Annotated in this window: 21 protein-coding genes; 12 read left to right on the top strand and 9 right to left on the bottom strand. The window is 74.5% G+C overall.

What is annotated here, in order from left to right:
- The first annotated feature begins 10 nt into the window (after nucleotides 1-10).
- Nucleotides 11-442 carry an acetyl-CoA hydrolase/transferase C-terminal domain-containing protein gene (locus AC6JBM_RS10360; protein WP_497983379.1) on the top strand — a complete coding sequence of 144 codons (432 nt, stop codon included), beginning with the start codon at nucleotides 11-13 and terminating at the stop codon, nucleotides 440-442.
- Here the strand turns inward: AC6JBM_RS10360 and AC6JBM_RS10355 are convergent.
- Nucleotides 378-1,064 (bottom strand): CBS domain-containing protein, encoded by a 687-nt coding sequence (locus AC6JBM_RS10355; RefSeq protein WP_497983378.1) that lies wholly within the window; start codon nucleotides 1,062-1,064, stop codon nucleotides 378-380. The two genes, AC6JBM_RS10360 and AC6JBM_RS10355, sit on opposite strands and share 65 nt — an antisense overlap.
- A gap of 162 nt (nucleotides 1,065-1,226) precedes the next feature.
- Here AC6JBM_RS10355 and AC6JBM_RS10350 point away from each other — a divergent pair, with 162 nt between their 5' ends.
- The 4 genes from AC6JBM_RS10350 to AC6JBM_RS10335 all read left to right on the top strand — a co-directional run bounded on the left by AC6JBM_RS10350 (nucleotide 1,227) and on the right by AC6JBM_RS10335 (nucleotide 3,428).
- Nucleotides 1,227-1,433, top strand: coding sequence for a hypothetical protein (locus tag AC6JBM_RS10350; protein WP_497983377.1), 207 nt, complete (start codon nucleotides 1,227-1,229; stop codon nucleotides 1,431-1,433).
- Between the two features lie 6 nt (nucleotides 1,434-1,439).
- A complete protein-coding gene (locus tag AC6JBM_RS10345; protein ID WP_497986439.1) occupies nucleotides 1,440-1,562 on the top strand; it encodes a universal stress protein in 123 nt (40 codons plus the stop codon).
- 74 nt (nucleotides 1,563-1,636) lie between these two features.
- A complete protein-coding gene (locus tag AC6JBM_RS10340; protein ID WP_497983376.1) occupies nucleotides 1,637-2,722 on the top strand; it encodes an erythromycin esterase family protein in 1,086 nt (361 codons plus the stop codon).
- Between the two features lie 40 nt (nucleotides 2,723-2,762).
- On the top strand, nucleotides 2,763-3,428 hold the full coding sequence (locus AC6JBM_RS10335) for a YdcF family protein (RefSeq protein ID WP_497983375.1): 666 nt from the start codon (nucleotides 2,763-2,765) through the stop codon (nucleotides 3,426-3,428).
- Nucleotides 3,429-3,443: 15 nt separating this feature from the next.
- Here AC6JBM_RS10335 and AC6JBM_RS10330 read toward each other — a convergent pair whose 3' ends face one another.
- Nucleotides 3,444-3,998, bottom strand: coding sequence for a TetR/AcrR family transcriptional regulator (locus AC6JBM_RS10330; protein ID WP_497983374.1), 555 nt, complete (start codon nucleotides 3,996-3,998; stop codon nucleotides 3,444-3,446).
- Nucleotides 3,999-4,086: 88 nt separating this feature from the next.
- On the opposite strand from AC6JBM_RS10330, the gene AC6JBM_RS10325 reads away from it, so the two are divergent.
- A complete protein-coding gene (locus tag AC6JBM_RS10325) occupies nucleotides 4,087-4,983 on the top strand; it encodes an SDR family NAD(P)-dependent oxidoreductase (protein ID WP_497983373.1) in 897 nt (298 codons plus the stop codon).
- Here AC6JBM_RS10325 and AC6JBM_RS10320 read toward each other — a convergent pair.
- A complete protein-coding gene (locus tag AC6JBM_RS10320) occupies nucleotides 4,925-5,407 on the bottom strand; it encodes a nuclear transport factor 2 family protein (RefSeq protein ID WP_497983372.1) in 483 nt (160 codons plus the stop codon). The two genes, AC6JBM_RS10325 and AC6JBM_RS10320, sit on opposite strands and share 59 nt — an antisense overlap.
- Nucleotides 5,394-6,260: a TIGR03619 family F420-dependent LLM class oxidoreductase gene (locus AC6JBM_RS10315; protein ID WP_497983371.1), complete on the bottom strand. Its 867-nt coding sequence runs from the start codon at nucleotides 6,258-6,260 to the stop codon at nucleotides 5,394-5,396. Before AC6JBM_RS10315 ends, AC6JBM_RS10320 begins: the two co-directional genes overlap by 14 nt.
- Before the next feature lie 117 nt (nucleotides 6,261-6,377).
- On the opposite strand from AC6JBM_RS10315, the gene AC6JBM_RS10310 reads away from it, so the two are divergent.
- Together AC6JBM_RS10310 and AC6JBM_RS10305 are read left to right on the top strand one after the other, a co-directional pair.
- Nucleotides 6,378-7,691 (top strand): ferredoxin reductase family protein, encoded by a 1,314-nt coding sequence (locus AC6JBM_RS10310; protein WP_497983370.1) that lies wholly within the window; start codon nucleotides 6,378-6,380, stop codon nucleotides 7,689-7,691.
- A 105-nt stretch (nucleotides 7,692-7,796) separates the two neighbouring features.
- Nucleotides 7,797-8,918: a serine hydrolase domain-containing protein gene (locus tag AC6JBM_RS10305; protein WP_497983369.1), complete on the top strand. Its 1,122-nt coding sequence runs from the start codon at nucleotides 7,797-7,799 to the stop codon at nucleotides 8,916-8,918.
- Nucleotides 8,919-8,924: 6 nt separating this feature from the next.
- On the opposite strand, the gene AC6JBM_RS10300 is transcribed toward AC6JBM_RS10305, so the two are convergent.
- A complete protein-coding gene (locus tag AC6JBM_RS10300; protein WP_497983368.1) occupies nucleotides 8,925-9,893 on the bottom strand; it encodes an aldo/keto reductase in 969 nt (322 codons plus the stop codon).
- 107 nt (nucleotides 9,894-10,000) lie between these two features.
- Between AC6JBM_RS10300 and AC6JBM_RS10295 the strand changes: the two genes are divergently transcribed.
- Nucleotides 10,001-10,888, top strand: coding sequence for a Dyp-type peroxidase (locus tag AC6JBM_RS10295; RefSeq protein WP_497983367.1), 888 nt, complete (start codon nucleotides 10,001-10,003; stop codon nucleotides 10,886-10,888).
- A 24-nt stretch (nucleotides 10,889-10,912) separates the two neighbouring features.
- Here AC6JBM_RS10295 and AC6JBM_RS10290 read toward each other — a convergent pair whose 3' ends face one another.
- From AC6JBM_RS10290 to AC6JBM_RS10280, 3 genes are read right to left on the bottom strand one after another with little or no spacing between them, the layout of a single operon-like run.
- Nucleotides 10,913-13,267, bottom strand: coding sequence for an ATP-binding cassette domain-containing protein (locus AC6JBM_RS10290; RefSeq protein ID WP_497983366.1), 2,355 nt, complete (start codon nucleotides 13,265-13,267; stop codon nucleotides 10,913-10,915).
- A gap of 9 nt (nucleotides 13,268-13,276) precedes the next feature.
- Nucleotides 13,277-13,732 carry a pyridoxamine 5'-phosphate oxidase family protein gene (locus AC6JBM_RS10285; RefSeq protein WP_497983365.1) on the bottom strand — a complete coding sequence of 152 codons (456 nt, stop codon included), beginning with the start codon at nucleotides 13,730-13,732 and terminating at the stop codon, nucleotides 13,277-13,279.
- A complete protein-coding gene (locus AC6JBM_RS10280) occupies nucleotides 13,729-14,085 on the bottom strand; it encodes a VOC family protein (protein ID WP_497983364.1) in 357 nt (118 codons plus the stop codon). The genes AC6JBM_RS10285 and AC6JBM_RS10280 overlap by 4 nt, the downstream gene beginning before the upstream one ends.
- 133 nt (nucleotides 14,086-14,218) lie before the next feature.
- Between AC6JBM_RS10280 and AC6JBM_RS10275 the strand changes: the two genes are divergently transcribed.
- The 3 genes from AC6JBM_RS10275 to AC6JBM_RS10265 all read left to right on the top strand — a co-directional run bounded on the left by AC6JBM_RS10275 (nucleotide 14,219) and on the right by AC6JBM_RS10265 (nucleotide 19,392).
- On the top strand, nucleotides 14,219-15,349 hold the full coding sequence (locus tag AC6JBM_RS10275; RefSeq protein ID WP_497983363.1) for an FAD-dependent oxidoreductase: 1,131 nt from the start codon (nucleotides 14,219-14,221) through the stop codon (nucleotides 15,347-15,349).
- Nucleotides 15,350-15,674: 325 nt separating this feature from the next.
- Nucleotides 15,675-18,866: an ATP-binding protein gene (locus AC6JBM_RS10270; RefSeq protein WP_497983362.1), complete on the top strand. Its 3,192-nt coding sequence runs from the start codon at nucleotides 15,675-15,677 to the stop codon at nucleotides 18,864-18,866.
- A gap of 31 nt (nucleotides 18,867-18,897) precedes the next feature.
- Nucleotides 18,898-19,392 carry a GNAT family N-acetyltransferase gene (locus tag AC6JBM_RS10265; protein ID WP_497983361.1) on the top strand — a complete coding sequence of 165 codons (495 nt, stop codon included), beginning with the start codon at nucleotides 18,898-18,900 and terminating at the stop codon, nucleotides 19,390-19,392.
- A gap of 22 nt (nucleotides 19,393-19,414) precedes the next feature.
- Here the strand turns inward: AC6JBM_RS10265 and AC6JBM_RS10260 are convergent, their stop codons facing one another.
- On the bottom strand, nucleotides 19,415-20,584 hold the full coding sequence (locus tag AC6JBM_RS10260; protein ID WP_497983360.1) for an ROK family transcriptional regulator: 1,170 nt from the start codon (nucleotides 20,582-20,584) through the stop codon (nucleotides 19,415-19,417).
- Nucleotides 20,585-20,592 lie beyond the last annotated feature (8 nt).

Below are 20,592 nucleotides of genomic sequence, written 5' to 3'. Positions count from 1 at the left end.
GAGATCCGTGATGCGAACGGTGACCGAGTCCGAGCTCGGCCATGTCCTCGGCGCGCTGCCGGGTGTGCCGCGAATCGTCGCGAGCGGCAACTTCGCCGCCCCGCACCGGCTGCTGGCCGCCGCCGACACGAGCATCGCCGAGTTCCGGCTCGTCATGCTCAACGCCCAGCCGGGCATCCCCGACCGTGACGGCGTCGTCCACGAGACGTCGTTCGTCGGGCACAGCTACATCGTCACCGAGCAGGGCACCGCGCGGATCTGGGGCCGCGACCCGGTCGAGCAGGCGCAGGAGATCCTCGACCACGCCGCCCACCCGGCGGTGCACGACTCGCCGCTCGACGCGGGGCGCCGCCTGGGTCTGCCGCCCCGTCGGGCGCTCAGAACATCACCGGGGCCTGGTACGGCTTCGGCTCGTCGTCGGCGATCGCCGAGAGGTGGCTGACGACGTCGACCACGCCGTCGATCCGCTCGATCCGGCGGATCAGCGACGGGATGACGGACGCGCGCTCGACCTGCCCCAGGAGCGTCACGACGCCGTCGTCGACCTCGGCCCGCAGCTGCGCGGGCTCCACGCCGGGCAGGCCGGGCAGCGTCTCGGCCGTGATGTCGCGCAGGATGTCCGCGTCCGTGCGCAGGAACACCTTGAGCAGGTCGCGGCGGGTCACCATGCCGACCAGCCGGCCGAGGTCGTCCACGACGGGCAGCCGCTTCAGCCCGGCCGCCTCCATGATCCGCGCCGCGGCCGCCAGGGACGCACCGCCCGTGACGGTCACGGCGGGCGCGTTCATCAGCTCGCCGGCGGCGGTGGCGTGGGCCTTGCCGCGCGCCTGGCGGGTGTGCCGGTTCTCGAACAGCCGGATCCGGTCGTCGTCCCCGGCGAACTCGATCTTCGCCATCAGGTCGGCCGACGACACCACCCCGGCCACCCGGTCGAAGGCGTCGACCACCGGCAGCGCGTTGACCTCGTGCGCCTCGAGCAGGTCGACGATCTCCTTGAACGGTGTGTCCTCCCGCACCGACACCGCGCCGACGGTCATCACGTCGGCCACTTCCCAGCGGCTCATCACAGGCCTCCTTCGCCCGATCGTCACGCCCTGAACGTATGGCCGCCCGGCTCGGCCGCCCAGGGTCCATCGGCACGTCCCCGGCGAGCCGTACGCCCCTGGCTCCGGCCCGCGGCGCGTGCGAGGTTCGAGGTGGAGCACGGCGACGAGACCGGGAGGGCGATGATCATGAATGGCCGGCACGACGACGTGATCGTGGGTATCGGTATCCCGCCGCTGTCGCCCGGCCCGGTGCAGGCCCGCGCGAACCTGCTCTGGGAGCTCACGGATGAGGTGCAGCGGTGGCACGAGAAGTACCCGGCGGTGCCGGCCATGGCCCGGGTGCCCGCCGGCGACCCGGCCGGAGTGCTGCTGGAGGCGTCCGGCTAGGCGCGGCTGCTCGTCCTCGGGGGCCACCCGCACGGCCCGGCGGCGGCGCTGCTGGGCGGCTCGGTGGGCCAGCGGCTGCTGTACCACGCGGCCTGCCCGCTGCTGTTCGTCCATGCACCGCGAGTTTGAGGCTTTGCCAGGCGTCCGCGCGGCAAGGAGCGGCCGAAGTCTCAACCGTTGTTTCAGCGGTACGATGCACATGTATGACCTTCGTACCTGAGTCCTGCGAGCTGCTGGCGTTCGGCGAGCCGACGCACCTCGAGGACGCCGTCCCCCGCCGGCGCAACGAGCTGTTCGCCGAGCTCGCCGGCCGGGGCTTCCGCACCATCGCGCTCGAGATCGACCGGGTCGCCGCGCTGCTCGTCGACGACTACGTGCGCGACGGCGTCGGGGACCTCGACACGGTGCTGCGCGACGGCTTCTCGCACGAGTGGGGCCGGCTGGCGGCCAACCGCGAGCTGGTCGTGTGGATGCGGGAGTACAACGCGGCGCGGCCGCCGCACGAGCGGCTCTCGCTGCAGGGCTTCGACGCGCCCACCGAGAACATGAGCGCGCCGAGCCCGCGGGGCTACCTCGAGTACGCCCGCGGGTATCTGGGTCTGGACGCGGATCTCGACCGGCTGGCCGGCGACGACGAGCGGTGGTCGCGGACCGAGGCCGTGCTCGACCCGGCGCGGTCGCCCGGCTCCGGCCCCGAGGCCGCCGAGCTGCGCACGATCGCCGAGGACATGTGGACCGAGCTGCACATGCGGGCGCCGTCACTGATCGCGGCCACGTCCGCCGCCGCGTGGCGCCGGGCCCGGACGCGGTTGACGGGCGGGATGCAGCTGCTGCGGTACCACCGCGCCTGCTCGATCCCCGGGCTCGACCACAGCGTGCGGGTGTCGCGGCTGATGGCCGTGCGCGACGTGCTCATCGCCGAGAACATCCTCGACCTGCGGGACACCCCGGCGCTGCTCTACGGCCACAACCTGCACCTGCGCCGCGGCCCGAGCCGCTGGACGCTCGGCGAGCTGGAGCTGAGCTGGAGCGGCGCCGGGTCGATCATCGCGCCGCTGCTCGGCGCCCGCTACCACGTCATCGCCGGCAGCCTCGGCACCAGCGCGGCCAAGGGGCTCGGCGCGCCGGACCCGGACACGTACGAGGGCCGGCTGCGCCCGGGCCTGACCCCGGCGTCCGAGGTGCCGGCCGCGCGCACCCGCACCGACACCACGCCGCAGATGGGCTACTTCCCGCTGGACGCGGACACCGTCGCCGGCGTCGACGCCGTGCTGCACGTGCCCGGCTGACGCTCGCCGGGCCGGGGCCGCCTCGGGGATACTCGGGACCGTGCAGATCCCTCGCCTGGTCACCGACGACTTCGCGGACGAGCGGCTCCCGGCGGTGGCGGCGGCGATCACGATGATCCTGACGCTGCCGCAGCCGGCGGCGCAGCGCGTGGACGCGATCGCGATCGCCAGCGGCCAGGGCGAGCAGTGGCGCTTCACCCACGCGATCCGCGCGTGGGAGGCGAGCCCGCGGCTGCGCCGGCTCCTGGTGGCGAACGCGAACCCGGCCGAGGCCACGTACGTCGAGATCACCCTCGACCACCTGCGCGGCCTCGGCCTGCGCCGCACCGAGGGCGTGCACATCCAGCCGGAGCCGGCGGCCGACACCGGCCGGCAGGCGGTCTGGATCGCCGAGCAGGTGCGGGCGCACGGCATCGGCGGGCTGGCGCTCGCCGTGTCGCCGTACCACCTGCCCCGCGCCTACCTCACCGTGCTCAAGGAGCTGCTGCGGCGTGGCCTGCGCGTCCCGCTGCTGCCGTCGCCCGTGCCCGTGCCCCCGCACCGGCGCATCCCGGAGACCGGCGCGACGGCCCACGAGCTGGTGCCCGGCGAGCTGCGGCGCATCCTGACGTACATGCGCGAGGGCTGGGTGGCGACGCCGGAGGAGCTGCGGGAGTACCTGCGGTGGCTCTGGGACACCCACGAGCCCCTGCTGACGGGCGCCTGAGCGGCTCTCGGCCGCCTACCGAGCGGCGCGCAGGCCGGCGAGCAGGATGTCGAGGTAGCGCTCCTCGGCGCCCGCGTCGGTGCCGGCGTCGACCGCGTGCTGCACGCCGCAGATCAGGCGGCGCACGTCGTCGGCGGTGACGTCGGGGCGGATGGCGCCGGCCGCGCGGGCGCGGGACAGGATCGTCGTCACCGCGCCGCCGAGCTGCGTCGTCAGGTCCGTCGTCTCGGTCAGGCAGGCGGGCTGGGCCGAGGCCAGCACGAGCGCCAGCGTCGGGTCGTCGCGCAGCAGGCGCAGCGCGTTGCGCAGCAGGGTCGCGAAGCCGGCGGCCGGCTCGGGGTCGGCCGCGGCCGCCTCCGCGTCGGCGACGAGCGCCCCGAGGCTCTCCGCCGCGAGGGCCTCCAGCAGCGCCTGGCGGTTCGCGAAGTGGCGGTAGGCGGTGCCGACGCCCACGCCGGCGTCCTTGGCGATGGCGTTCATGGGCAGGTCCAGGTCGCCGGCGCGCACGCGTTCCCGGGCGGCCGCGAGCATCTGGGCCCGCACCCGGGCGGAGTCGGCGCGGAGCGTCACAGCTAGAGGATAACTCATCCGTTCTGTGCTACGGTCGAACCCACTAACGGATAGATTATCCGTTCAAGGGGAGGGGACCGTCATGGACATGGCCGGGCGCACCGTCATCGTCACCGGGGCCAGCAGCGGGCTCGGGCAGGCCGTCGCGCGCGAGCTCAAGCAGCGCGGCGCCCACGTCATCGCGGCCGTGCGCACGCCGGACCGGGCGGCCGAGTTCGACGCGCGGGCGCTGGACCTCAACGACCTCGACTCCGTGCGCGCGTTCGCGGCGGGCGTCGGCGAGCGGGTCGACGTGCTCGTGAACAACGCGGGCATCGGCAACCGGCCGCGGGAGCTGAGCGCGCAGGGCTTCGAGAGCACGTTCGCCACCAACTTCCTCGGCCACTTCGCGCTGACCGGCCTGCTGCTCGACCGGATGCGCGGCGACGGCGGGGCGCGGATCGTGCATGTGGGCTCGGCGCTGTACCGCCACATGAAGACGCTCCCGCTCGACGATCTGGCCGCCGAGCGCGGATACTCCAAGGGCCGGGCCTACGTCGGCTCGAAGCTCGCCCAGCTCGTCTTCGGCCTCGAGCTCGACCGGCGCCTGCGACAAGCGGGCCGCCCGATCCGCAGTCTCGTGGCCCACCCGGGCATGGCGAACACCCCGATGAACTCGAACCTGCCCAGCCGCGCCGGGCGGGCGTTCATGCGCGTGCTGCAGGCGGCCGTCGGCCGGCCCGCCGAACGCGCGGCGATCCCGATCCTCTACGCGGCCACCGACCCGCACGCGCGCCCGGGCGACTTCATCGGCCCGCGCCTGCGCAAGTGGGACGACCGCGTGCACGCCGGCGCGATCGCCCCGCACGCGGCCGACCCGGCCCTCGCCGCGCGCCTGTGGGCCATCGCGGAGGACGCCACCGGCGTGCGGTTCGACCTGAACGGCGCTACAGCGCCTCTCGCAGCAGGTCCCGGGCCTCGGCGCCGCCGTCCAGCTGCCGGTTGACCCGGTGGGTGCACCGCCACCCCTCGGCGGTCCGGACGAACTCCCAGCGGTTGACGCCGGTGCGCCAGGTGCGGAAGGTGTCCGTGGCCTCGTCGCGCAGTACCAACTGTGAATAGGCGATGGCGACGGCCCGATCGCCGTCGATGCGCAGGTGCGGCACGCCCTGCAGGTGGGCGGCCCCGGCCCGGATCAGCCCCTGGTGCAGCTCGCCGGTGACCATGCCGGCGATGGCCGCCCGGCCGTGCAGCGGCGCCGGGTACACGTCGTAGACGCCGTCGTCGGTCCACAGCCCCGCGGCCGGCCCCGGGGAGCCGCTGTCCACCGCGGGCCCGTAGGTGGCCAGCAGCTGCATGAGCGCCAGCCGGTCCTCGAGCTCGCGGACCCGGCGCTGCAGGTCGGCGAGCACCTCGTCACGCTCCGGCATCGAATGCCTCCGGGAAGAGCTGCCGGAGCGCCTCGAGCTGCTCGACGCAGTGCTCCGCGCTCCGGTGGCGCAGGACGACGTTCAGCATCGTGGCGCCGGCCGCGTGGAACTGCTCGACGTGCCGCCGCGCCTCGCCGGGCTCGGCGATCGGGTCCAGCGGCGGCGGGTTGAGGACCACCTCGAAGCCCTCCGGCCGCTCGACGGCGGCCAGCATCGCCCCGATCCGCTCCGGCGGCAGGCCGAAGGGCACCCAGGCGTCGGCGAGCTCGGCGGCCCGGCGCAGCGAGCGCGCGGTGTACCCGCCGATCCACAGCGGTACGCGGGTCCGCGGCGCGTGCGGGTCGACGAGGAAGTCGCGGAACGCGTAGTGGGTGCCCTCGTACTCGGGCACCGCCCGGCCCCACGCGGCCCGGATGGCCGCGATCGCGTCGTCGGCCGCGGCGCCCCGCCCGTCGAAGTCGGCGCCCAGCAGCGCGAACTCCTCCGCGAGGCTGCCGACGCCGAGGCCGAGGACGACCCGCCCGCCGCTGAGCAGGTCGAGGGTGCCGTACCGCTTCGCGATGGCCAGCGGATGGTGGTAGCCGAGCACGAGCACGTGGGTGGCCAGCCGGATGCGGGTCGTGTGCGCCGCGAGGAAGCCCAGGGTCGCGAGGGGGTCCCAGTAGGTGCCGCCGGCCCGCGCGGCGATGCGGACCGGCACGCCGACGTGCTCGCTGCAGGTCAGGTGGTGGTACCCGAGCCGGTCGGCCGCCACCGCGACCCGGACCAGCTCGGCCGGGCCCGCCGCGGCCTCCCAGGGGCTGAACTGCCCGGGCGGCCGGAAGACGACGGGGCTGAGGATGCCGAACCGCATGCCGTAGGCTACCAAGCGCTTGCTTGCTTCGGAACGGTGGATAACGCTTTTCCGCGATCCGAGGGTTAGTTCACAAACGCTATGGCGAAAACCCCGGCATTCGTACCGTCAATCGCCGTGCGCACCACGGCGAAGCTGATCGCGGCCGGCAGCCTGGCCGCCGTCACCTGGCTGTGGCTCACCGGCCTGGCGACGTCGGCGCCCGGGCTCGCGGCCGCCGGGCGCCTGGCCGCGCTGTGGTCGACGGACCTGCTGCTGCTCCAGGTGCTGCTGATCGCGCGCATCCCCTGGGTCGAGCGGGCGTTCGGCCGGGACACGCTCGGCGCCTGGCACCGCTGGACCGGCTCCGCCTCGTTCGTGCTCCTGCTCGCGCACCCCGGGCTCGCGCTCGTCGCCTCCGCCCGGCGCGCCGGCACCGATCCGCCGCACCAGCTGGGGACGCTGCTGAGCGTGTACCGCGGCATGTGGCCGGCGCTGCTGGGCCTGCTCGCGCTCGTGCTCGTGACGGCGACCTCGCTGCGGCCGGTGCGGCGCCGGATGCGGTACGAGACCTGGCATCTGCTGCACCTGTACGCGTACGCCGGCATCGCCCTCGCCGTCCCGCACGAGCTGTGGCTGGGCAGCGACTTCGCCTCCCCGGCGGCGAGGGCGTTCTGGTGGACCATGTACGCGGCCGCGGCCGGCTCCACCGTGGTCTTCCGCCTCGGCCTGCCGGTCTGGCGCACGCTGCGGCACCGGCTCACCGTCGACCGCGTCGCCGAGGAGGCGCCGGGGCTGGTCTCCGTGTACCTGCGCGGCCGGCGGCTGGACCGGTTGCCGGCGCGCGCGGGGCAGTACTTCGTCTGGCGGTTCCTGGACGGCCACGGGGCGCTGCTCGGCAAGCCGTTCTCCCTGTCCGGGCCGCCGGGCCGCGACCGGCTGCGCATCACCGTGAAGACGGTCGGCGCGGGCACGGCCCGGATGGCCACGCTGCGCCCGGGCACGCGGGTCGTCATCGAGGGCCCGTACGGCCGGATGACCGCCGGCACCTATTCGGGCGGCCCGGTGACCATGTTCGCCTGCGGCATCGGGGTCACGCCGCTGCTGGCCCTGCTGTGGGACCTGCCCTACGGCCACGGCAAGGCGACGCTGGTGTACCGCACCCGCCACCCCCACGACGTGGCCTTCCTGCACGAACTGGAGTGGCTCGCCCGCGACCGCGGCGTCCGGCTGGTCCCGCTCGTCGGCCCGCGCGCCTCGGCCGGCTCCTGGCTCCCCGTGGGCTACGCGGACTACGACGACCTGGCCGCCCTGCGCTCCCTGGCCCCCGACCTCGCCGAGCACGACGTGTACGTGTGCGGCCCCGACCCGTGGACCGACGCGGTCCTGCGCGCGGCGCGCCGCATCGGCGTCCCCGCCCCGCGCCTGCACCGCGAGCGCTTCGCCTGGTGAGCCCCGGCGATCCACCGCGATCCCCGGCGCGGTACAGCCTGCACCACCACGATCGGCCAGTGGGCTGCATCGCCCCGGGGCCTCGGCGCTCATAGCGTTCGATACATGCCAACGAATACACGTGTTCTCCTCGCGGCCGGCGTCTCGGCCGTCCTCGCGGCCGGGGTCGTGGCCGTGCCGCCCGCGCTCGCGAACCCGGCGCGCGACGGCGTCCAGCCGCGGCTCGAGCACCTCGTGCGCGACGACGGCTTCCCGGGCGCGCTCGCCTCCGTCCGCGGCCGCGACGGCCGCGTCCGCGACTCCGCCGCCGGGAGCAAGGTGCCGGTCAACGGGCAGGTGCGCATCGGCAGCAACACCAAGACGTTCACGGCCGTCGTCGTGCTGCAGCTCGCCGGGGAGGGGAGGATCGACCTCGAGCAGAGCGTCGAGCACTACCTGCCCGGGGTCGTGCACGGCAACGGCAACGACGGGTCGCGCATCACGGTGCACCAGCTGCTGCAGCAGACGAGCGGGCTGCCCGACTACGACGACGTCCTGTTCGCCAAGCCCGACGATCTCGTCGCGCTCAGCCACGCGTACTTCGAGCCGCGGCGGCTCGTCGACGCGGCGCTCACGAAGCCGCCGAGCTTCGCGCCCGGGGCGAGGTGGGAGTACAGCAACACCAACTATGTCCTCGCCGGGCTCATCGCCGAACGGGTGACCCAGCGGCCCATCGGCGAGGAGATCACGCGGCGCGTCATCGAGCCGCTGCGCCTGCGCGACACGTACTGGCCGGGCGTCGGCGAGCAGCGGCTGCGGGGCCGGCACCCGCAGGGCTACGTCGCCGTCGCGCCGGGCGCCCCGTGGGTCGACGTCACCGAGATGGACCCGTCGCTCGGGTGGTCCGCGGGCCAGCTGGTCTCGACGCCGTCGGACCTGCGGGCGTTCTTCGAGGCGCTCGTCGCCGGCCGGCTGCTGCCGCCGGCCCAGCAGCAGGCCATGCTGACGACCGTCCCCGCGCCGGACTTCGAGCCGACGGACCATTGGTCGTACGGCCTGGGCATCGCCCGCCACGAGCTGCCCTGCGGCGGCATCGCCTGGGGCCACGGCGGCGACATCCAGGGCTTCGAGACGCGCAACCTCGTGACCACGGACGGCCGCGGCGCCGTCGTCGCCGTGACCGGGCTGCCGACGTCGCTCGAGATGGTCAAGGACGTGGCGGACAGCGTCGACGCGGCCCTGTGCTGAGGCCGCTCAGCGCTCGGCGTAGGGACTCGCCCACGCGAAGCGGTCCGCCGCGCTGAGCCGCTCCACCTGCTCGACGCTCAGCTCCAGCTCGACGCCGTCCAGCGCGGCGTCGAGCTGGTGCGGCTTGCTGCCGCCGAGCATCGGGCGCAGGCCGCGGCGCAGCAGCCAGGCCAGCACCACCTGCCCGCGCGCGGCCCCGGTCTCGGCGGCGACGGCGTCGAGCGCCCGCAGGCGGGCCGCGTTGCCCGGGTGGTCGTACACCGGTGGAATCTCCTTCGCCGGGTTGTCGTAGGCGCCGGAGAGCAGCGGGGTGTACGCCCACACGTCCATCCCGTGCTCGGCCGCGTAGTCGGCCTGCTCGTCGCTGAGCACGCCGAAGCGGTGCTCGACGCCGGGCGGGAGCGTGCCGGGGCGCGGCCGCAGGTAGGTGGCGTTGAGCTGCAGCGCGTCGAACGGCCTCGCCCCGGTTCGCAGCGCGTGGGCGCGGCCGCGCTCGACGAGCCACGCGGGGTGGTTGGACACGCCGAACCGGTCCGCGGCGAGCCCGGCGAGCGCGTCGACGGTCTCCTCGATCGGCACCGAACGGTCCTCCTGGTGCAGCCAGAGCAGGTCGACGCGGTCGAGGCCGAGGCGGTCGAGGCTTCCGGCGAAGGCGTGCCGTACCGCCGCCGCACCCAACCCTTCCCGGCGGGCCGGCCACGAACCGGGTTCGAGGGGCTCGGCCCCGAGCTTGGTCGCGATCCGCACCCGTTCCCGCACGCCCGGCCGGGCCGCGAGCCACCGCCCGAGCACGCGCTCGCTGGCGCCGCCCCGCCCGTCGCCGGCGGCCCAGAACGCGTAGCAGTCGGCCGTGTCGATCCAGGCGCCGCCGCGCTCGACGAACCGGTCGAGCAGCGCGAACGAGGTGTCCTCGTCCACGGTGGTGCCGAACATCATCGCCCCGAGCACGAGCGGGGACTCCCTCGTTTCCGTCACGCACCCGAGCCTGGCACCTGGAGCGCGCTCCAGGTCAAGGGGGAGACGGCGGTGGAGCGGGTCCCGGCCGTGCATAGTCGCGGGCGCCCGGGGTAGTCCCCGCGACCGTGCGCATTGAGCCGCAGGCCGTGCTGAGCCCGCTGACCCGCACCGCCCTGTTTCTCGTGCTCACCCTCGACCCGGGCGGGGAGTCCACCGCCCGGGACCTGCTCGCCGAGCTGCCGGGGCTGCAGCGCGCGGTCGGGTTCCACTCGCCGCAGGGCCGCCTCAGCTGCGTCGCCGGCATCGGCTCGAAGGCGTGGGACCGGCTCTTCGCGGGCCCGCGCCCCGCCGAGCTGCACCCGTTCCGGGACATGCGCGGACCCGCGCACCAGGCCACCGGTACACCCGGGGATCTGCTCTTCCACATCCGCGCCCAGCGCTCGGACCTGTGCTTCGCGCTCGGGGCCGAGATCATGCACCGCCTGCGCCCGGCGACCACGCTGCGGGACGAGGTGTACGGCTTCAAGTACCTCGACGTGCGCGACCTGCTCGGCTTCGTGGACGGCACCGAGAACCCGACCGGCACGGCGGCCCGCGACGCCGTGCTCGTCGGCGAGGAGGACCCCGTCTTCGCGGGCGGCAGCTACGTGATCGTGCAGAAGTACCTCCACGACCTCGAGGCCTGGAACGCGCTGCCGGTCGAGGAGCAGGAGCGCGCGATCGGCCGCCGCAAACTGTCCGATGTGGAGCTGGCCGACAAGCCGCCCGACTCGCACGTCGCGCGCACCGACATCGGCCCGAAGATCCTGCGCGACAACATGCCCTTCGGCGCCGCCGGCCGCGGCGAGTTCGGCACGTACTTCATCGGCTACGCCCGCACCCCGTCGATCACCGAGCACATGCTAGAGCGCATGTTCCTCGGCGACCCGCCCGACCGCATCCTGGACTTCTCGACCCCGGTCACCGGCTCGCTGTTCTTCGCCCCGGCCGCGTCCTACCTGCAGCAGCAGTAGGCCGCGGCCGGGGCGGTTTGCGCGTCAGCGGGCCACGTACTGCGCCAGGTGCTCGCCGGTCACGGTCGAGCGGGCCGCGACCAGCTGCGCCGGGGTGCCCTCGAAGACCACGCGGCCGCCGTCGTGGCCGGCACCGGGACCGAGGTCGATGATCCAGTCGGCGTGGGCCATGACCGCCTGGTGGTGCTCGATCACGATGACCGACTTGCCGGCGTCGACCAGCCGGTCCAGCAGGCCGAGCAGCTGCTCCACGTCGGCGAGGTGCAGGCCGCTAGTCGGCTCGTCGAGGACGTACACGCCGCCCTTGTCGGCCATGTGCGTGGCCAGCTTCAGCCGCTGGCGCTCGCCGCCGGAGAGGGTGGTCAGGGGCTGGCCGATGCCGAGGTAGCCCAGGCCGACATCGGCCAGGCGGGACAGGATCGCGTGCGCGGCGGGCAGCCTGGCCTCGCCGTCGGCGAAGAACGCCTCGGCCTCGGTGACCGGCATGGCCAGCACCTCGCTGATGTCGTACCCGCCCAGCTTGTACTTGAGCACCGACGCCTCGAAGCGCTTGCCGTCGCACTCGTCGCACACGGAGGAGACGCCCGCCATCATGCCGAGGTCGGTGTAGACGACCCCGGCCCCGTTGCAGGTCGGGCAGGCGCCCTCGGAGTTCGCGCTGAACAGGGCCGGCTTGACGCCGTTGGCCTTCGCGAACGCCTTGCGGATGGGCTCGAGCAGCCCGGTGTACGTCGCCGGATTGCTGCGCCGCGAGCCCTTGATGGTCCCCTGGTCCACGGCCACGACCCCGGCCCCCGGCGGGACCGAGGCGTGCATGAGCGAGCTCTTGCCGGAGCCGGCGACGCCGGTGATCACGGTGAGCACGCCGAGCGGGACGTCGACGTCCACGTCGCGCAGGTTGTGCGCGTTCGCGCCGCGGATCTGCAGCATCCCGGTCGGTTTGCGGACCGGGTCCTTGAGCGCGACCCGGTCGGCGAGGTGCCGCCCGGTGGCCGTGTCGCTCTTGCGCAGCTGCGCCACGGTGCCCGCGAACGTGACCTGGCCGCCCGCGCTGCCCGCGCCCGGGCCGAGGTCGACGACGTGGTCGGCGATCGCGATCGTCTCCGGCTTGTGCTCGATGACGAGCACCGTGTTGCCGTTGTCGCGCAGCTGCAGCAGCAGCTCGTTCATGCGCGCGATGTCGTGCGGGTGCAGGCCGACGGTGGGCTCGTCGAAGACGTACGTCACGTCGGTCAGCGGCGAGCCGAGGTGCCGGACCAGCTTGACCCGCTGGGCCTCGCCGCCCGAGAGGGTCCCGGCGGGGCGGTCCAGGGAGAGGTACCCGAGGCCGATCCGCACGAACCCGTCCAGCGCGTGGCGCAGCCCCTCCAGCAGCGGCGCCACCGACGGCTCGTCCAGCCCGCGGACCCACTCGGCCAGGTCGCTGATCTGCATCGCGCACGCGTCGGCGATGGAGATGCCCCGGACCTTCGAGGTGCGGGCCGGCTCGGCCAGGCGCGTGCCGTCGCACTCCGGGCAGGTCTGGAACGTGACCGCCCGCTCGACGAAGGCGCGCACGTGCGGCTGGAGGGCGTCGACGTCCTTGGCCAGCATGGACTTCTGGAGCTTCGGGATGAGGCCTTCGTACGTCAGGTTGACCCCGTCGACCTTGATCCTGGTCGGCTCCTTGTGCAGGAAGTCGGCCAGCTCGCGCTTGGTGAACTTCTTGATGGGCTTGTCCGGGTCGAAGTAGCCGCAGCCGAGGAAGATCCGGCCGTACCAGCCGTCCATGCTGTAGCCGGGCACCGTGATCGCACCCTCGGCCAGCGACTTGTTCGCGTCGTAGAGCTGGGTCAGGTCGAGCTCGGTGACCGCGCCGCGGCCCTCGCACCGCGGGCACATGCCGCCGAGGCGCTCGAAGGTGGCCCGGACCGTCGAGCGGTTGCCGCGCTCGACGGTGATGGCGCCGCTGGCCCGCACCGAGGGCACGTTGAACGAGAACGCGTTCGGGCCGCCGATGTGCGGCTGCCCGAGCCGGCTGAAGAGGATCCGCAGCATCGCGTTGGCGTCGGTGGCCGTGCCGACCGTCGAGCGCGGGTCGGTGCCGAGCCGCTGCTGGTCCACGACGAGCGCGGTCGTCAGCCCCTCCAGCCGGTCGACCTCGGGCCGGGCCAGCACGGGCATGAAGCCCTGCACGAACGAGCTGTACGTCTCGTTGATCAGCCGCTGCGACTCGGCCGCGATGGTGCTGAACACCAGCGAGCTCTTGCCGGAGCCGGAGACGCCCGTGAACACCGTCAACCGGCGCTTGGGCAGCTCGATGCTGACGTCCTTGAGGTTGTTCTCGCGCGCACCCGTCACGCGGATCAGGTCGTGGCTGTCAGCAGCGTGCCTGCCCATGTCGTCTCCCTACGTAGTCCAGCGGCCGTCGCGCATGATCTCGCGGCCACGCAGCTCATTCTCCTCGCGCCAGGCCTGCACTCGCCGGGGAGTGATGCGGAACCAGTTGTACGACGAGCCGTACTCCCGCGGATCGAACCCGCTCCGCGCGGCGAACCGGTCCCCCGTCTCCTCGGCGAGCGCGTCGATCGCGAGCACCTCGACGTCCCCGTCGATCATCGACACGTCCCGCGTGAGCCCGAGCCCCAGCCGGGCCTTGCGGGTCGCGATCAGGTTCCGGCCCGTCGGGCTCGCGGCCGCGGTGGCGATGAGCACGGCCCGGCCGTCCCAGTCGAAGGAGAGCGGCACAAGGTACGGCTCCCCCTCCGGCGACGCGCTGGCGACCCACAGGTCCACGTCGCCGTCGAGCCGCTCCCGCGTGTCGGCCTGGCGCCGCGCGCGGGAGCGGGGGCTGGGAGCGCTCACTGGTCCTGCAGCAGACCGAGGACGTTGCCGTCGGCGTCGAGGACGGTGGCCACCAGGCGCCCGTTGCCCACGTCGTGCGCGGCCTCCTTGACGGTGCCGCCGGCCGAGGTGATCTCGGCGATCTTCCCCGCGATGTCGGAGACGTGCCAGTAGGCCACCGGCACGGTCTCGCCCTGCGGGCCGCGGTTGGGCACGAGCCCGATGTGCTGGCCGGCGACGTCGTAGCCGACGTAGTACGCGGAGTCGTGCTGCGGCTCGAGGCCCAGCAGCGCCGAGTAGACGGCCTTGGCCTTCTCGAGGTCGCTGACGGGGTGCAGCACGGTCTTGATGCCCATGTTCTCGATGTTCGTCATGCGTTCGAGCCTAGGTGTGCAGCTCAGCCCGTACTTCTCGATTCCTGATCGAAGTCGCGTGTCAGTCCCGCGAACGATGCCGTGTCGGCGCCGTGTCGCTCCCGTGTCGGCGGGCCCGCGCACGCTTCGGGGCATGACGAACCCTTCAGTCACGATCGTCGGAGCCGGTCTCGGCGGTCTCGTCCTGGCCCGCGTCCTGCACGTGCACGGCATCCCGTCCACCGTGTACGAGGCCGAGCGCTCGCCGGCGGACCGGGCCCAGGGCGGGCTGCTCGACATCCACGAGTACAACGGCCAGCCCGCACTGGCCGCGGCGGGCCTGACTTCGCAGTTCCGCCGGATCGTCCTGCCCGGCCGCGAGTCCTACCGGGTCGTCGACCGGGACGGCACCGTGCTGTTCGACAAGCCCGACGACGGCACCGGCGACAGCCCCGAGGTCCCCCGGGCGGCGCTGCGCCGGATGCTGCTCGACTCACTTCCCGCCGGTACCGTCCGCTGGGGCCACAAGCTCGCCTCCGTACGCGGCCACGGCTCCTACACGCTGACCTTCGCGGACGGCACGACCGTCGTCACCGACGTGCTCGTCGGCGCCGACGGGGCCCGGTCGCGGGTCCGCCCCCTGCTCACGGACGCCACCCCCGCGTACGGCGGCACCGCGGCGATCGAGACCTTCCTGTTCGACGCCGACCGCCGCCACCCGCAGACCGCCCGAGCCGTCGGCGGCGGTTCGCTGTTCGCGTTCGACACGCGCGCGAGCGGCAAGCTGTTCCTGGCCCATCGGGAGGCCGACGGGAACCTGCACGCGTACCTCTGGCTGTCCCGGCCGCTGAAATGGTTCACCGCCATCGACTTCGGCACTCCCGCCGCGGCGACGACCCTTCTCGCGCGGGAGGTCGAGGGCTGGGCCCCTTCGCTGGCCGCGCTGATCACCGACAGCGACACGGCCCCGGTGCTGCGGCCGCACTTCGCGCTGCCGGCCGACCTGCGGTGGGACCGCGTGCCGGGCGTGACGCTGCTCGGGGATGCCGCGCACTTGCAGCCGCCGAACGGCGAGGGCGCGAACCTGGCCATGCAGGACGGGGCCGAGCTCGGCTTGGCCATCGCGGCTCATGCCGGCGACACCGAAGCCGCGCTCTTGTCGTACGAGGGGGCGATGTTCCCGCGTAGCGCCTCGGCGGGGGCGGAGGGCGCCGTCAACAACTCCGTGCTTCTGGGCGCGGACGCGGCTCAGAACCTGGTCTCTCTGCTGTCTGGGGCGCGATAAGTCCGACGCAACCCGCGGCGCGACCCAACCCGCGGCGCGACCCAACCCGCGGCGCGACCCAACCCGCGGCGCGACCCAACCCGCGGCGCGACCCAACCCGCGGCGCGACCCAACCCGCGGCGCGACCCAACCCGCGGCGCGACCCAACCCGCGGCGCGACCCAACCCGCGGCGCGACCCGACCCGCGGCGCGACCCGACCCGCGGCGCGACTCGACCGGCGGCGCGACTCGACCGGCGGCGCGATAAGTCGGGCACTTCGTGCCACGAATTATCGGATTTTTCGCCCGACAGGCGTTAAGTCCGATTCTGATCAAGCCAGGCTCCGTGCGCGATGATGAGGGCGTGCGGATCACGACGCTTGGGCCCCTGGCCGTCGACGGCCGGCCGGTGCGGGGAGACCGCCTGGCCGCGGTGATCCGCGAGCTCGTCGACGCCCGGGGCCGCCCCGTCTCCACCGGCGCGCTGATCGACGCGGTCTGGCTGGGCGCGCCGCCCGACGACGCCACCGGCGCGGTGCAGGCCCTGGTCGGCCGCGTGCGCCGCCTCGGCGTGCCGGTCGTCGCGGCGCCCGGGGGTTACCGAATCCCGGCCGGCGAGGTGGAGATCGACGCCGTCACCGTCCGTGAGCTGACCGATCGGGGCCGGCAGGCGCTGACGGCGGGCGACGCGGTCCGCGCGCGGGACCGCGCCGACGAGGCGCGGGCGCTGTTCCCGGAGATCCCGGAGCTGGGCGAGGCCGGCAGCGCCCGGCTCTTCGGCGACGTCGTGACCCTGCGGGCGGAGGCCGCGCTGGCCGCAGGCGGCCCGTTCGACGAAGCCGACCTGCGCCGGCTGGCGACCCGGGTGCCGCCCGACGAGCCCGCCGCCGCCCTGCTCGTGCGGGTCCTCGCGGCGCAGGGCCGCGACGCCGAGGCGCTCGACCTGGTCGGACGGGTCCGTGCGGAGCTGGCCGATCGGTACGGCGCCGACCCCTCCCCCGCCCTCGCCGACGCGCACCTGGCCCTGCTGCGGGGGCAGCTGCGGACCGCCCGGCCACGACCGGCGACCGGCCTCCCCGCCGCCTGGCGCCGGGCCGTGACCCCGCTGGTGGGCCGCGAGCCGGACCTCGCCGCCGTCGGCCGGGCGCTGCTGGAGGCGCCGCTGGTCACCGTCGTCGCGACCGGCGGGGCGGGCAAGACCAGGCTGGCCGCCGAGCTCGCCCGCTCGGTCAGCGACTCCCGGCCCGTCCACGTCGTCGAGCTGGCGGGGCTGCGCGCGCCGTCCGAGGTACGCCCGGCCGTTCTCGCGGTCCTGACCAGCGACGGGTCCGGCCTGGAGCGCCGGATGACCGGCCCCGACCAGCGGCTGCGAGCGGCCGGGGCCGAGTTCGACGGCCTGCTCGTGCTCGACAACTGCGAGCACGTCCTCGGCGCCGCCGCGGAGGTCGTCGCCGAGCTGCTGGCCGTGGCGCCGCCCGAGGCCGGCGTGCTGGCCACCAGCCGGGCGCCGCTGGGCCTGGTCGGCGAGGTCGTCCACCGGCTGCCCGCGCTGCCCGACGACGAGGCGATCGCCCTGCTCGAGGCCCGCGTCCGCGCCGGCGGATCGGTGCCGGCCTGGCCGCGGGCGCAGGCCCTCGCGCTCGTCAACCGGCTCGACAACCTGCCGCTCGCTCTCGAACTGGCCGCCGCCCGGCTGCGGCACATGCCGATCGAAGACGTACTGGCCGGACTCACCGACCGTTTCGCCCTGCTCGACGACGCCCTGCGCGGCCTGCCCGAGCGCCACGCCAGCCTGTGGGCGATGGTCGACTGGAGCCGCGAGCTGCTCGACCCCGCCGAGCGCGACCTGCTCGAACGGCTGGCGGTGATCCCGGCCCCGTTCACCGCCGACACCGCAACGGCCGTGGCCGGCGGCGCCGACGTCCGCCGCGGCTTGTCGATCCTGGTCGAGCAGTCCCTGCTGCGCCTGGAACGCGACCGCTACCGCATGTTGGAGACCGTCCGCGAGTACGGCGAGGCACGGCTCACCGCGTCCGGCGGGCGGCGGGCGGCCATGGCCGGGCTGGTCGCGTGGGCCGCGCGCCGGGCCGTCGCGCTGATCGGCGACTTCATCGGCCCGCGGCAGCTCGAGGCGATCGCGGGCTGCGCGGCTGACCAGGAGAACCTCCTCGCCGCCCTGCGCTGGGCGATCGAGCACGACGACGAGCCGGCCGCGGTCGACATCGCCGGCGCCCTGTTCCAGCTGTGGACGGTACGAGGGCAGCATCTGGAGGCCAGCGCCTTGGCGCGCACGCTGCTGCGCCTCGACGACCCGGCCGCCCGGAAACGCTCGGCGATCCAGCAACCAGCGGCCGCCGGAGGACCGCGGCCGCACGCCGATCGGCTCGCCTGGCTGCTGGTGCTCATCGGCGTCAACGCCGGCAACACCGGGCCGCTTCGGCTCAACGCGCTCGCCCGCCGCGCCCTGCGCAACCTGCTCGCGCAGCGCTCCGGCGAGGTGCGGCCCCGGACGGTCGCGCTGGCCACGGCGCTGCCCGGACTGGAGCAGGCCGACCCGGACAGGAGCCTGGCCGACGCCGCGCTGCTCGTCGCCCACTCGGACCCGTACGTCCAGGGCATGGGCCATTTCATCCGCGCCGTACTGCTGGAGAACGCCGGGCCGCGGCCGGACGCGGAGCTGGCCTACCGCCGCTTCGAGGCCGTCGGCGACCACTGGGGCATGGGCATGGCCGCCCACGCCGCCGGGCACGCGCTCAACGCCGGCCCCGGCGCGCGCACCGACGAGTGGCTGCGCCGCAGCGAGCGCCACCTCGACCTGATCGGCGCGGCCCAGGACGCCCGCTCGGCCCGGGCCGTGCTCGACACCCACCTGGCCCTGGCCGGCGACACCGAGGCCGAGCGCCGCCTGCTGGAGATCGCCGGCTCGGACCGGGCCGACGAGGTCGACATCGGCCAGGCGAACCTCGGCCTCGCCCAGCTGGCCTGGCGCCGCGAGCGGCACGAAGAGGCGCTGACCCATGCCGAGGCCCTGCTGCGAACCGCCGCCGGCGCGACGGAGGTCGGGATCGAGTTCCGCATCGCGGGCGCCGTGCTGCATCTCTGGGTCGCCGAGGCCCGCCCGGCCGCCGGGGCCGGGGCCCGCGCCGCGGAAGCCCTGCGGGACTGCCGCGCCGACGTGCTGGCCGCCCACGACCGCCCGCTGCTCGGGGCCGGGGCCCGCGCCGCGGAAGCCCTGCGGGACTGCCGCGCCGACGTGCTGGCCGCCCACGACCGCCCGCTGCTCGGGGCCTGGGCCATGGGCGGCGCCGAGCTCGCCGCCTTCCGCGGCGACACCGGAGCGGCCCGCGAACTCTGGGCGCTGGCCACCCGCATCGGCGCGAACGTCACCCTGTTCTTCCCGCTGGGCCGCGGCGACCGGCTCACGGACGTCCTGGGCGACCGGGCGAGCCGCGAGGTCCTGCTGGCCGAGGCCGGCGCGCTGACCGGGTCCGTCGCCGCCCGCCGCATCGGCACACTGATGGACGACCTGCTCGCGTAGGCCGACGTCGTCGCGTGAGTACAGTCGGGCAATGCCCGAGCTGGAACGGCTGCATGCCGGTCATGCCCAAGCGGTCCTGGCCTTCGAGCTGGCGAACCGCGCCTACTTCGCCGCCTCGGTCTCCGACCGCGGCGACGACTACTTCGACCAGTTCACCGACCGCTACGACGCCTTGCTGGCCGAGCAGGAGGCCGGCATCTGCGCCTTCTACGTGCTCGTCGGCGACGACGGCTCGGTGCTCGGCAGGTTCAATCTGTACGACATCCAGGACAACACCGCGACCCTCGGCTACCGGGTCGCGCAGCATGCTTCCGGTCGCGGGGTGGCGACCGCGACCGTCCGGCAGCTGTGTGGACTGGCGACGGCCCGGCACGGGCTGCGCACCCTGCGGGCGGCCACCACCGGCCAGAACGCCGCGTCCCAGAGGGTGCTGGCCAAGGCCGGGTTCGTGCCGGTCGGGCCGGCCGACCCGGCCGACCTGGGCGGCAAGCCTGGCACCTGGTACGAGCGCGACCTGGCGCTCTAGCCGCGGCGCCGGGCACGATCCGTCAGTCGCGGCGGGGCGCGACCGGCGCGCTCAGACCCGCCGTGAACAGCCGCCGGTCAACCTCGTTCAGCGCCAGCCGCAGCGCCCCCAGCGCCACGCTGTCCGCGCCCAAGGTCGAGGCTCGCACCTCCGGCATGCGCAGGCACAATTTTGCCAGCTCGCGCCGCAGCGGCTCCAGCACCAGGTCGGCCGAGCGCGAGAACCCGCCGCCGAAGATGACGACCTGCGGGTCCAGGGCCAGTACGAGGGCGGCCGTGCCCACCGCCAGGTCTTTCACGTAGCGGTTCACCGCCGTGCGGGCGTCGCGGTTGCCGGCCCGGGCCGCGTTGAAGACCCAGGCCGCGGCGTCGTCGGGGTTGACCGTGGCCGGGACGCCGGGGCAGCGCTGCAGGTGCTCGGGGGCGGTCAGCCAGCGCACCGCGCGCAGGGCGCCGATCTCGCCCGCGGCGCCGCCGAAGCCGCGGCGCAGGATGCCGTCGATGATGAGGCCGGCGCCGGTGCGCATGCCCGCGAGGACGTAGACGATGTCGTTGGCGTCGCTCGCCGCGCCCTGCCAGCGTTCGGCCAGCGCGGCCAGCTTGCAGTCGTTCTCCACCACGATCGGGCAGGTGAAGCGGTCCTTGAGGTGGGCCGCGAGGTCGACCGTCTGCCAGCCCGGCAGCGGCGTGAACAGGGTGGTCTTGCCCGACGCGTCGACCGGGCCGGTGACGCCGACGGTCACGGCCCAGATGTCGTCGGCGGACTTCCCGCCCTCGTGCAGCACGTCGGCGAGCACGTGGTCGAGGGCGGCCAGGCGCTCGGCCGGGCCGGCGTCGGCCGCGACCGCGCGGCGGGCGGTGTGCACCACGTTGCCGTCGAGGTCGGCGAGCAGGGCGAGGACCTTGTGGCCGCCGATGTCGACGCCGATGACGTGGCCGGCGGTGGCGCGGAAGCGGTAGCGGCGGGCCGGGCGGCCCACGACGCTGCTGCCGCCCGGCTCGACGATGGTGGCCCAGCCGCCGGTGACGAGGCCCTGCGCGATCACGTCGACCGCGGGGCGCGACAGCCCGGTCAGCTTGGCGAGCTCGGTGACGGTGGCCGGGGGCTGGTCCCGCAGCGCCCGGACCACCGTCAGCGAGTTGAGCTCACGCAGCCGCGACAGGTCGGTACCGGTGATGACCTGATCTGGCACGGTCTGCC

This window comes from Dactylosporangium thailandense (assembly GCF_059739745.1).
Note: the sequence above shows the minus strand (reverse complement) of the source record. Positions and strands in the feature narration are given on the sequence as shown.